Origin of the sequence: Shigella dysenteriae (assembly GCF_022354085.1) — a bacterium.
In the GTDB taxonomy this organism is placed as follows: domain Bacteria; phylum Pseudomonadota; class Gammaproteobacteria; order Enterobacterales; family Enterobacteriaceae; genus Escherichia; species Escherichia coli.
In genome coordinates this window covers 3,969,770-3,981,792 of sequence record NZ_CP055055.1, presented here as the reverse complement: position 1 = coordinate 3,981,792, position 12,023 = coordinate 3,969,770, and the positions used below count along the sequence as shown (strand labels likewise).

General features: G+C 52.1%; 11 protein-coding genes. 6 read left to right on the top strand and 5 right to left on the bottom strand.

Annotation, left to right across the window (positions count from 1 at the left end; genetic code table 11):
* Genes HUZ68_RS18970 through lptG form a run of 3 tightly spaced genes read left to right on the top strand, consistent with a single transcriptional unit; the run spans position 1 to position 2,738 of the window.
* Complete coding sequence (locus HUZ68_RS18970) at positions 1 to 561, top strand: YtfJ family protein (protein WP_001298770.1); 561 nt, start codon at positions 1 to 3, stop codon at positions 559 to 561.
* Between the two features lie 30 nt (positions 562 to 591).
* Complete coding sequence (gene lptF, locus HUZ68_RS18965) at positions 592 to 1,662, top strand: LPS export ABC transporter permease LptF (protein WP_000779649.1); 1,071 nt, start codon at positions 592 to 594, stop codon at positions 1,660 to 1,662.
* Positions 1,659 to 2,738 (top strand): LPS export ABC transporter permease LptG, encoded by a 1,080-nt coding sequence (gene lptG, locus HUZ68_RS18960; RefSeq protein WP_001359393.1) that lies wholly within the window; start codon positions 1,659 to 1,661, stop codon positions 2,736 to 2,738. The genes lptF and lptG overlap by 4 nt, the downstream gene beginning before the upstream one ends.
* Before the next feature lie 34 nt (positions 2,739 to 2,772).
* On the opposite strand, the gene spt is transcribed toward lptG, so the two are convergent.
* The 4 genes from spt to HUZ68_RS18940 are packed head-to-tail and all read right to left on the bottom strand — an operon-like array spanning position 2,773 to position 6,824.
* Positions 2,773 to 3,945, bottom strand: coding sequence for a serine palmitoyltransferase (gene spt, locus HUZ68_RS18955; RefSeq protein WP_033815019.1), 1,173 nt, complete (start codon positions 3,943 to 3,945; stop codon positions 2,773 to 2,775).
* Complete coding sequence (locus HUZ68_RS18950; RefSeq protein WP_000248097.1) at positions 3,945 to 4,193, bottom strand: acyl carrier protein; 249 nt, start codon at positions 4,191 to 4,193, stop codon at positions 3,945 to 3,947. Before HUZ68_RS18950 ends, spt begins: the two co-directional genes overlap by 1 nt.
* Before the next feature lie 31 nt (positions 4,194 to 4,224).
* Positions 4,225 to 5,139 carry an NAD-dependent epimerase/dehydratase family protein gene (locus HUZ68_RS18945; RefSeq protein ID WP_033815020.1) on the bottom strand — a complete coding sequence of 305 codons (915 nt, stop codon included), beginning with the start codon at positions 5,137 to 5,139 and terminating at the stop codon, positions 4,225 to 4,227.
* A complete protein-coding gene (locus HUZ68_RS18940) occupies positions 5,136 to 6,824 on the bottom strand; it encodes a fatty acyl-AMP ligase (protein ID WP_033815021.1) in 1,689 nt (562 codons plus the stop codon). The genes HUZ68_RS18945 and HUZ68_RS18940 overlap by 4 nt, the downstream gene beginning before the upstream one ends.
* Positions 6,825 to 7,227: 403 nt before the next feature.
* Here HUZ68_RS18940 and yghO point away from each other — a divergent pair, with 403 nt between their 5' ends.
* Positions 7,228 to 8,370 (top strand): protein YghO, encoded by a 1,143-nt coding sequence (gene yghO, locus HUZ68_RS18935; RefSeq protein ID WP_001359903.1) that lies wholly within the window; start codon positions 7,228 to 7,230, stop codon positions 8,368 to 8,370.
* 75 nt (positions 8,371 to 8,445) lie between these two features.
* Here the strand turns inward: yghO and glcC are convergent, their stop codons facing one another.
* On the bottom strand, positions 8,446 to 9,216 hold the full coding sequence (gene glcC / locus HUZ68_RS18930) for a transcriptional regulator GlcC (RefSeq protein ID WP_001296406.1): 771 nt from the start codon (positions 9,214 to 9,216) through the stop codon (positions 8,446 to 8,448).
* A 250-nt stretch (positions 9,217 to 9,466) separates the two neighbouring features.
* On the opposite strand from glcC, the gene glcD reads away from it, so the two are divergent.
* On the top strand, positions 9,467 to 10,966 hold the full coding sequence (gene glcD / locus HUZ68_RS18925) for a glycolate oxidase subunit GlcD (RefSeq protein WP_021557207.1): 1,500 nt from the start codon (positions 9,467 to 9,469) through the stop codon (positions 10,964 to 10,966).
* Positions 10,966 to 12,018, top strand: coding sequence for a glycolate oxidase subunit GlcE (gene glcE, locus HUZ68_RS18920; protein ID WP_239593959.1), 1,053 nt, complete (start codon positions 10,966 to 10,968; stop codon positions 12,016 to 12,018). The genes glcD and glcE overlap by 1 nt, the downstream gene beginning before the upstream one ends.
* Positions 12,019 to 12,023 lie beyond the last annotated feature (5 nt).

The following is a 12,023-nucleotide window of genomic DNA, read 5'->3' as shown; positions in this document are numbered from 1 at the left end:
ATGTCATCTCGTTTGATTATTGCGCTGATTATCATGCTCTTAGCCCCGGGTGTGCAGGCACACAATTTCGTCACTGGCAAAACGGTTACCCCTGTTTATATTCAGGAAGGCGGCGAGCTGCTTCTGAATAGCGACGACGAAATTCACTACCAAAAGTGGAACAGCACACAATTGGCGGGAAAAGTTCGCATTATTCAGTATATCGCCGGGCGTAAGTCGGCGAAGAAAAAGAACTCACTGTTAATTAAAGCGGTTGAAGCGGCAAACTTTCCGCAGGATCGTTTTCAGCCCACCACCATTGTGAACACTGATGATGCCATCTTTGGTACCGGCTATTTTGTCGTTGGCAAAATCGAAAAAAATAAACGCCGCTATCCGTGGGCGCAATTCGTTATTGACGGCAATGGACAGGGACGCGTTGCCTGGCGCTTGCCGGAGCAGAGTTCAACCATTCTGGTGCTGAATAAAGCCGGGCAAATTCAGTGGGCAAAGGACGGCAGCCTGACGCCGGAAGAGGTAGATCATGTCATTGCGCTGGCGCAGAAACTGATCAATGAATAAAAAATTCAAAGGATTGAGGGCGTTAGTGAGATGAAGCTGGTTGAACACTACATCATGCGTGGTACGCGCCGTCTGGTGCTGATTATCGTCGGTTTTCTGATCTTTATTTTCGCCAGCTACTCCGCACAGCGTTATCTGACCGAAGCGGCAAATGGGACATTAGCTCTTGATGTTGTGCTGGATATCGTTTTCTACAAAGTGCTGATTGCACTGGAGATGTTGTTACCTGTTGGTCTGTATGTGTCAGTTGGCGTGACGCTAGGGCAGATGTATACCGACTCGGAAATTACCGCTATCTCTGCGGCGGGGGGCAGTCCGGGACGCTTGTACAAAGCCGTTCTTTATCTGGCGATACCGCTAAGTATTTTTGTCACCCTTCTGTCGATGTATGGTCGTCCGTGGGCTTATGCGCAGATTTATCAACTGGAGCAGCAGTCGCAGTCGGAGCTGGATGTTCGCCAGTTGCGGGCAAAGAAATTTAACACTAACGATAACGGACGAATGATCCTTTCGCAGACGGTTGATCAGGATAATAATCGCCTGACTGACGCGCTGATTTATACTTCTACTGCCAATCGAACCCGCATTTTCCGCGCCCGTTCGGTTGATGTGGTTGACCCATCACCCGAGAAACCGACCGTTATGTTGCACAACGGCACTGCCTATCTTCTCGATCATCAGGGGCGTGACGACAACGAACAGATCTACCGTAATCTGCAATTACATCTGAATCCGCTGGATCAAAGCCCTAACGTCAAACGCAAAGCGAAATCGGTCACGGAGCTGGCGCGCTCCGTCTTTCCAGCCGATCATGCCGAACTGCAATGGCGACAAAGCCGTGGCCTGACCGCATTGTTGATGGCGCTGCTGGCCATTTCATTAAGTCGGGTAAAACCGCGGCAGGGGCGATTTTCAACGTTATTGCCACTGACGTTGCTGTTTATTGCCATTTTTTATGGCGGCGACGTCTGCCGTACGCTGGTGGCTAACGGCGCGATTCCTCTCATTCCTGGTTTGTGGTTAGTGCCCGGACTCATGCTAATGGGCCTGCTGATGCTGGTTGCACGCGACTTCACTTTGCTGCAGAAATTTTCCCGATGAATGTTTTCAGTCGCTATTTAATCCGTCATCTCTTTCTCGGTTTTGCCGCCGCCGCAGGGCTATTGCTGCCGCTTTTTACCACCTTCAACCTGATTAACGAACTGGATGATGTCAGCCCGGGCGGTTATCGCTGGACTCAGGCGGTGCTGGTGGTGCTAATGACCTTACCGCGCACACTGGTCGAACTTTCGCCGTTTATCGCCTTATTGGGAGGGATTGTTGGCCTGGGGCAGTTATCGAAAAACAGTGAGCTTACCGCCATTCGCAGCACGGGGTTTTCTATCTTCCGTATTGCATTGGTGGCGCTGGTTGCCGGGATATTGTGGACTGTTTCGTTAGGCGCGATAGATGAGTGGGTAGCGTCGCCATTGCAGCAACAGGCGCTGCAAATCAAATCGACCGCCACTGCGTTGGGGGAGGACGATGATATTACCGGCAATATGCTGTGGGCCAGGCGCGGCAATGAATTTGTGACGGTGAAATCGCTGAATGAACAGGGCCAGCCTGTGGGCGTGGAGATATTTCATTATCGCGACGATCTCTCGCTCGAATCCTACATTTATGCACGCAGTGCCACCATTGAAGACGACAAAACGTGGATCCTGCATGGTGTGAATCATAAAAAATGGCTGAATGGCAAAGAAACGCTGGAAACATTAGATAATCTTGCCTGGCAATCGGCCTTCACCAGTATGGATCTTGAAGAGTTATCAATGCCGGGCAATACTTTTTCTGTCCGTCAGCTTAATCATTACATCCATTATTTGCAGGAAACCGGGCAACCCAGCAGCGAATACCGCCTTGCACTGTGGGAAAAACTGGGGCAACCCATCCTGACCCTGGCGATGATTTTGCTGGCTGTGCCGTTTACCTTTAGCGCCCCGCGCTCGCCAGGGATGGGTAGCCGTCTCGCTGTAGGTGTCATCGTTGGCTTACTCACCTGGATCAGCTATCAAATCATGGTCAATCTGGGATTGCTATTTGCGTTGAGCGCACCTGTTACCGCACTCGGTTTACCGATAGCGTTTGTGCTGGTGGCGTTGAGCCTGGTGTATTGGTATGACAGACAACATTAAACCCGCCGTGGCGCAACACCACGGCGGGCTCACATTACTGCTTCAGAATAGCAAATGCCTGAATGATGGCATCGATTTGCTCACGACTGTGGGCAGCGTTTACGCTACAGCGCAGCAGCGTGATGCCCGCCGGCGCGGCTGGTGGCAGGATAAGGTTCACATACACGCCCAGCGAAATAAGCTCACGCCAGATGCGTAAACCTTCCTCTTTCGAACCGATTATTACCGGCACTACCGGACTAATATGTGAGCTTAACTCATAACCCAGCTTTTGCAGCCCGTCATACAGATGGTTGGCATTATCCATCAGCTTTTGCCGCAACTCTGGTTGAGTGGCAATAGTTCTTAACGACGAGCGCACGGTTGCAATGCAGGAAGGAGAAGGGGAGGCGGTAAAAATATACGGACGGCTGCCGTAGCGCAGCACTTCCATCGCTTCCGAGCCTACAGCAAAACCGCCAATCGAGGCCAGACTTTTACTGAAGGTGCCAACGATAATATCCACATCATCTTCAACGCCGACAGCTTCAGCCAGTCCGCGCCCCGTTGCGCCTAACACGCCAAACGAATGCGCTTCATCGACAATCAAATAACCACCGAGACGACGTTTGATATCAACAATTTCCGCTAACGGCGCAACGTCACCGAGCATGCTGTAGATACCCTCAACGATGATAATCGCCTCTTTCGCCCGTTCACCGAGGCGAACCATGCGCCGTTCCAGATCTTTAGCATCGTTATGGCGGAAACGAATAATTTCCGCGCCACCGAGAGAACAGGCGTCATAAATACTGGCGTGGCTGTCGGCATCCAGTAACACCACGGCGTTATGGTCGGCAAGTGCGCTGATGACGCCTAAATTAGCGGTATAACCGGTTGAAAAAACGATAGCGGTAGGGCGATTGAAAAACGCGGCAATCTCTTTCTCTAACGCCAGGTGCGGCGCATAACTGCCGTTTGCCATACGAGAACCGGTGGTGCCGGTGCCTTGGGCCGCTAACGCTGCCTGACCTTCGGCGATGGCATCATGATTAAAGGTTAAACCGAGATAATTATTGGTCCCGGCCAGAATCACTTTTTTATTGCCGATCCGGCCTTCGGTGGCGGAATACACTTCATCAATACAGGTGCCAAACGGTGTTAACCCGTTGTCACTAAATTGCAGTCGCTCACCAGCAAGGCGCGCATATTTATCGTATAGCCCCATTATTTATTCTCCAGCCATGGAAGTAGAGTTTCCATTAATTGCGCAGGGGTTTTGACATCCAGCAGAATATTAATAGGAATGGAAATATCGAATCTGTCTTCCAGCATCATTAAGAGATCCATCACTTTGATCGACTCCAGGCCAAGATCGTTGACGAGATCGCTGTCGGGCTTAATTTCCACACCGTTTTCGACCAAATCCTGTAAACAGGAAAGGATGTAATCCATTACTATTTCACGATTTACCATAGAAACGTTAACACACCTTTAAACAAGACAATCAAAATAGCCCGTTGCGTAATGCGTGTTCCAGGCTAATCCCGGGAAACCAATTAATATCTTCAGAAATACGGTTATTACTTGCCGACCAGTCGGCGTGGGTTAATTCACGAATTTTCGAGCGGGTCAGCATAGGTTCTTTACCTGCCAGGCGGCTCAACGCGGTACTAATATCCGCAAGGCAGGTGAGGACCGGCAGAGGAATACCAACCATTCGCACGGAACCACAGCGGGCGTCGGCGGCAAGCTGTCGTACGCGTTGCCAGTCATAGCCGCCAGCGATGCCATCGCATAATTCATAGGTTTGCGTCTGTACAGTTTCGGCGCTTAACCACTGACCCACTGCTTGCGCAAAATCGGTGACATGCAGGAAAGAGAGCTGTGTATCTGGTGCACCAAGTCGTGGCAGCAGGCCGCGCAGCATCCAGTCAAACAGCGGTTTTAACTCTTTATCGCCGGGACCATACACGGCTGTCGGGCGAAAAACGCCCAGCGTAATTTCGTCAGCCATTGCCGTCAGCCGTTGTTCGGCGACGTGTTTGGAATTTGCGTACCAGGAGAGCTCTGGATGGCGCGCCGCCAGCGAAGAGATAAACAGAAAACGTTGGCAAAAGCCGCTCTCTTTTGCTGCTTGCATCAGGCGCAGGCTGCCGTCAACGTTACAGTGGGTAAAAATCTCTTCTTTGTGTCCGCGCACTTGTCCGGCGCAATGGACCACCGCACTGGCTCCGGCAACCAGCTCGCTAAGTGAATGAGTATCTTCCAGCGAACCGCGCACCCAAGTGAGATTGTCATTGACGTGAGCGCGGGCAGTACGCGTCAATGCGCGAACGTGAAAGCCGCGGGCGAGCAGGTTATCGATAATATATTTACCGATAAAACCGGTAGCGCCCGTCACCGCGACAGTTTGATTCATGCCAGGGATTCCTGCACATGAAGGCTTGCAGCATAAGCCTTCTGATAACGTTTTTTCGCTTCCGCACGGGCAGGCTTGCCGGAGGACGTTCGGGGAATGCTGTGGGGCGGCAACAGATCGATAGCCGCTGTTACGCCAAATTCGCTTTGGATCCGTGCTGCCAGCGCGTGGATAAGCTGTCCGCGACGTTCTTCATCGCTGATCCGACACTGGATCTGCAAAATGATTTTTTCCTGGGCGGTAACAAAAGCAATCGCATCGCCAGAATGAATTTCCGGTTCCTGTTCCGCTATATATTCAATGTCCTGCGGCCAGATATTACGGCCACGAATAATAATCAGATCTTTAATGCGTCCGGTGACATACAGATAACCGTCCAGCAGATAACCGAGGTCGCCGGTGTCTAACCAGCCCGTCGCGGCAATCTCGTCTTGCGAAGCCTGGTCGCCAAAGTAACCGCTCATCAGACTGGGACCGGAGATGCAAATATGGCCTACCACACGTTCCGCGACCGGCATACCTGCTTCATTGCGGATTTCAATGCCATGTTCCGGCAACGCTTTACCGCAGTTGACGAAAGTCGATACGGCGCGTGTCTCTGCACCCGGCGCAACGGCTTTACCCTGATATTCGAGGATGTCGCGATCCACTTCGTTAACCACAACCCCGGAGGCTTCATCAGAGAAACTGACAGCCAGCGCATTTTCTGCCAGTCCGTAGCACGGCATGAAAGTTTTATTGTCAAAGTTAACCTGACGGAAACATTCAGCGAATTGATGGAGTTGTTCTGCGGAGATGGGTTCTGCACCAATACCAGCGATGCGCCAGCAGGAAAGATCCAGTTCAGCGAGATCTTTTTCATTCACGCGGCGCTGGCACAATTCATAGCCAAACGGCGGCGCAACGGAAACGGTGCCGCGATTTTTACTGATCAATTTAAGCCATTGCAGAGGACGCATGGCAAAATCCTGAGTGCGCAAATAATCTACTGAAAGTTGCGTGGCGACGGGGGTCAGGAGAAAGCCGACTAGTCCCATATCATGGTAGAAAGGCAGCCAGGAGACGCAGCGGTCGCCAGGGCGTAATTTAATGCCGTCGTGGCTTATAGCACGTAGATTAGCCATCACTTCGCGATGGGTGATAATGACGCCACGGGGAAAACGGGTGCTGCCGGAGGTGTACTGGAGGTAGGCGATATCGTCCGGAACTGGGCGCTGGAGCGCAACATCAGCTTCCGGTAATGCCTTAAACCAGGCATGGCTTAATACATGCAATTCGGGGTTGTTATGCGTGGCGGCATTGACCAGCGGCAACCACTCATCACCAGTGATAATGGCAGCGGGCTGGCAACTTGCCAGTAAACCCTGCAGTTTGGCGCTCCAGGAATCCCGCTGACCGACGCCCATTGGAATCGCCAACGGGACGGCGACTAAGCCGGCATACTGGCAGGAAAAAAAAGCCTCTACGAACCCGCTACTGGTTTCGGCAATCAGCGCCACGCGATCGCCTTTTTTCAGGTTTAGCGATAACAACCGCTTCGCACCAGCTTCGGCACGCGCTTTTAACGTCTGATATTCCAGTTGATCTTCAAGTTGGCAACGTCTGTCATAAAAATTCATTCCAGCGCTACTTAGAGCGGCGTAGTCCAAAGCATCAACCAGCGTTGGAAAATCGGCATAGCGCATAGGTAGGGAATGCGTAAAGATTTTATTAGACATATACACCACGAAAAAATTGGATATCCAAAATAAAATGACAATAATGCGGTGGATTATATAGGTATAAAAGATAAATGAGATAGTATTTTCATCGGTGTGAAAATGAACATTGATTTAAATAATGAGTTTAAGTTTTTTGTTTTTGTTGTGAATGATATTTAATTTATGAATATATTAAGAAGAAGCCTTGTCCGGTCGCCTTAAATCGACAAAAGGCATTGAGGCGCTTCTGTGTAGTCTCTAACCTTATCGTAATCATTAATAAATACTATTTATTCGTCGTTTGTATTCATTGGGTTGATTATTAAGGTGCCATTCGTTGCTGTTGCAACTTGTTTGTCACCGTTAATTATTTGTTACCCACAGAACTATGGAATGCGATCTGCTGATGATTAAAATTGAAAAAGTAATTAATAAAAATGACCTTAAGGCATTTATCGCTTTTCCGTCATCACTTTATCCCGACGATCCAAACTGGATACCCCCTTTATTCATTGAACGCAACGAGCATTTGTCTGCGAAAAATCCGGGGACGGACCATATCATCTGGCAGGCGTGGGTGGCAAAAATAGCGGGGCAGATAGTTGGGCGTATTACCGCGCAAATAGATACCTTGCACCGCGAGCGTTACGGCAAAGATACCGGTCATTTCGGCATGATTGACGCCATTGATGATCCGCAGGTTTTTGCCGCGTTGTTTGGCGCAGCGGAAGCGTGGTTGAAGTCACAAGGTGCAAGTAAGATCAGCGGTCCTTTCAGCCTGAATATCAATCAGGAAAGCGGATTACTGATTGAAGGTTTCGATACACCACCCTGTGCGATGATGCCACACGGCAAACCGTGGTATGCCGCGCATATTGAACAACTGGGTTATCACAAAGGCATTGATTTACTGGCGTGGTGGATGCAGCGAACCGATCTCACTTTCTCTCCGGCGCTAAAAAAACTGATGGATCAGGTGCGCAAAAAGGTGACCATTCGCTGCATCAATCGTCAGCGGTTTGCCGAAGAGATGCAGATCCTGCGTGAGATTTTCAACTCTGGCTGGCAGCACAACTGGGGATTTGTGCCGTTTACCGAACATGAATTCGCGACCATGGGCGACCAACTTAAATATCTGGTGCCGGACGATATGATCTACATCGCTGAGATTGATTCTGCACCCTGCGCGTTTATTGTCGGCTTGCCGAACATCAACGAGGCGATTGCCGATCTGAACGGATCGCTCTTTCCCTTCGGCTGGGCAAAATTGCTGTGGCGTTTGAAAGTCAGCGGTGTGCGAACTGCGCGAGTGCCGCTGATGGGCGTGCGGGACGAGTATCAGTTCAGCCGCATCGGCCCGGTGATTGCGCTGTTATTGATTGAAGCCTTACGCGATCCGTTTGCCCGCCGGAAGATCGATGCGCTGGAGATGTCATGGATCCTCGAAACCAATACAGGCATGAATAACATGCTGGAACGCATTGGGGCAGAGCCGTACAAGCGTTACCGATTGTATGAAAAGCAGATTTAATACCAGATCCTGTTTAGCGCAGGGGCGATCCCTCGCCCCTCGAGGAAAGGGTTAGGGTGAGGGTGAAAACTCGGCTCACATTCCCACCTTGTTCATCTCCAGCGGCACCGCCGAGCGAATCAAATGGTGGCCTTCCAGCTCGATATCGTGGAGATTCTTTTTCACGGTCCGCACATGATCGCGTGCTGCGCGCTGGGCGACGTGCGGCAGCCGCTGCAACACCGCGTTGTAGATCCGCGCATGCTGGCGATCGATCTGCTTTTTTTGCTGCGGTCGATGGTAGAGATTATTTACGCTGGCAAACACTGAATTAAACATCAGATCGGTCAATGATTGCAGCGTAAACACCAGCACCTGATTGTGAGAAGCCTGACAAATGGCGAGATGGAAAGCGTGATCCAACTGCGCATGTTCAATCAGCGAAATCTCTTTGTTGTTCTCACTGGCGGCGAGCATTTTTTCATAACAGCGGGTTATCACAACAAAATCAGCCTGCGTTCCCAGCGTTGCCGCCAGCCTTGCCGATTCGCCCTCCAGTAATGCGCGAACATCGAGCAGATCGTACAGCGTTCGCGGTTGCGTACTGAACAGATGGATCAGCGGACTGGTGTCCTGCACCCGATTAAGCCGTGCGACACGAGAATCGCGACCCTGCGCCGTTTCAATAATCCCGCGCCCGCGCAGCACGGTCAGCCCTTCACGCAGTGCGGAGCGTGAGAAGCCGAGCTTTTCACACAGTCGACGTTCCGAGGGAAGCGGCTGACCGACCTTCAGTACGCCGTCGATAATTAACCGTTCGATACTCTCTGCAACCACTTCGCAAATAGGGCGACGTTCATCTTTCATTCCCGGACCTCGTGCACAGGTAGGACCAATTTTTCTGTTCTTAACTCGCAAAACACGCACATCACGTAAGTGATTATGTTACATCAATTTAACATTAAGTTAACCAAGACAAGGTCACAGAGCTGGAAAAAAAATGGTCTGACCGGTAGCTAAAGAGATAGACGAAAACGAAAAGCCCGCTTAATAACTGTTCACAGAAGCAGCGCGCAAAAATCAGCTGCCACACAACATAACAAAGCGAAGCCTACTCATGAGCATCTTGTACGAAGAGCGTCTTGATGGCGCTTTACCCGATGTCGACCGCACATCGGTACTGATGGCACTGCGTGAGCATGTCCCTGGACTGGAGATCCTGCATACCGATGAGGAGATCATTCCTTACGAGTGTGACGGGTTGAGCGCGTATCGCACGCGTCCATTACTGGTTGTTCTGCCTAAGCAGATGGAACAGGTGACATCGATTCTGGCTGTCTGCCACCGCCTGCGTGTACCGGTGGTGACCCGTGGTGCAGGCACCGGGCTTTCTGGTGGCGCGCTGCCGCTGGAAAAAGGTGTGTTGTTGGTGATGGCGCGCTTTAAAGAGATCCTCGACATTAACCCCGTTGGTCGCCGCGCGCGCGTGCAGCCAGGCGTGCGTAACCTGGCGATCTCCCAGGCCGTTGCACCGCATAATCTCTACTACGCACCGGACCCTTCCTCACAAATCGCCTGTTCCATTGGCGGCAACGTGGCAGAAAATGCCGGCGGCGTCCACTGCCTGAAATATGGTCTGACCGTACATAACCTGCTGAAAATTGAAGTGCAAACGCTGGATGGCGAGGCACTGACGCTGGGATCGGATGCGCTGGATTCGCCTGGTTTTGACCTGCTGGCGTTGTTCACCGGATCGGAAGGTATGCTCGGCGTGACCACCGAAGTGACGGTAAAACTGCTGCCGAAGCCGCCCGTGGCGCGGGTTCTGTTAGCAAGCTTTGACTCGGTAGAAAAAGCCGGACTTGCGGTTGGTGACATCATCGCCAATGGCATTATCCCCGGCGGGCTGGAGATGATGGATAACCTGTCGATCCGCGCGGCGGAAGATTTTATTCATGCCGGTTATCCCGTCGACGCCGAAGCGATTTTGTTATGCGAGCTGGACGGCGTGGAGTCTGACGTACAGGAGGACTGCGAGCGGGTTAACGACATCTTGTTGAAAGCGGGCGCGACTGACGTCCGTCTGGCACAGGACGAAGCAGAGCGCGTACGTTTCTGGGCCGGTCGCAAAAATGCGTTCCCGGCGGTAGGACGTATCTCCCCGGATTACTACTGCATGGATGGCACCATCCCGCGTCGCGCCCTGCCTGGCGTACTGGAAGGCATTGCCCGTTTATCGCAGCAATATGATTTACGTGTTGCCAACGTCTTTCATGCCGGAGATGGCAACATGCACCCGTTAATCCTTTTCGATGCCAACGAACCCGGTGAATTTGCCCGCGCGGAAGAGTTGGGCGGGAAGATCCTCGAACTCTGCGTTGAAGTTGGCGGCAGCATCAGTGGGGAACATGGCATCGGGCGAGAAAAAATCAATCAAATGTGCGCCCAGTTCAATAGCGATGAAATCACGACCTTCCATGCGGTCAAGGCGGCGTTTGACCCCGATGGTTTGCTGAACCCTGGGAAAAACATTCCCACGCTACACCGCTGTGCTGAATTTGGTGCCATGCATGTGCATCACGGTCATTTACCTTTTCCTGAACTGGAGCGCTTCTGATGCTACGCGAGTGTGATTACAGTCAGGCGCTGCTGGAGCAGGTGAATCAGGCAATTAGCGATAAAACGCCGCTGGTGATTCAGGGCAGCAATAGCAAAGCCTTTTTAGGTCGCCCAGTCACCGAGCAAACGCTGGATGTGCGTTGTCATCGCGGCATTGTTAATTACGACCCGACCGAGCTGGTGATAACCGCTCGTGCCGGAACGCCGCTGGTGGCGATTGAAGCGGCGCTGGAGAGCGCAGGGCAAATGCTTCCCTGCGAGCCGCCGCATTATGGTGAAGAAGCCACCTGGGGCGGGATGGTCGCCTGCGGGCTGGCGGGGCCGCGTCGCCCGTGGAGCGGTTCGGTCCGCGATTTTGTCCTCGGCACGCGCATCATTACCGGCACTGGAAAACATCTGCGTTTTGGTGGCGAAGTGATGAAAAACGTTGCCGGATACGATCTCTCACGGTTAATGGCCGGAAGCTACGGTTGTCTTGGCGTGCTCACTGAAATCTCAATGAAAGTGTTACCGCGACCGCGCGCCTCCCTGAGCCTGCGTCGGGAAATCAGCCTGCAAGAAGCCATGAGTGAAATCGCCGAGTGGCAACTCCAGCCATTACCCATTAGTGGCTTATGTTACTTCGACAATGCGTTGTGGATCCGCCTTGAGGGCGGCGAAGGATCGGTAAAAGCAGCGCGTGAACTGCTGGGTGGCGAAGAGGTTGCGGGTCAGTTCTGGCAGCAATTGCGTGAACAACAACTGCCGTTCTTCTCGTTACCAGGTACCTTATGGCGCATTTCATTACCCAGCGATGCGCCGATGATGGATTTACCCGGCGAGCAACTGATCGACTGGGGCGGGGCGTTACGCTGGCTGAAATCGACAGCCGAGGACAATCAAATCCATCGCATCGCCCGCAACGCTGGCGGTCATGCGACCCGCTTTAGTGCCGGAGATGGTGGCTTTGCCCCGCTATCGGCTCCTTTATTCCGCTATCACCAGCAGCTTAAACAGCAGCTCGACCCTTGCGGCGTGTTTAACCCCGGTCGCATGTACGCGAAACTTTGAGGAGC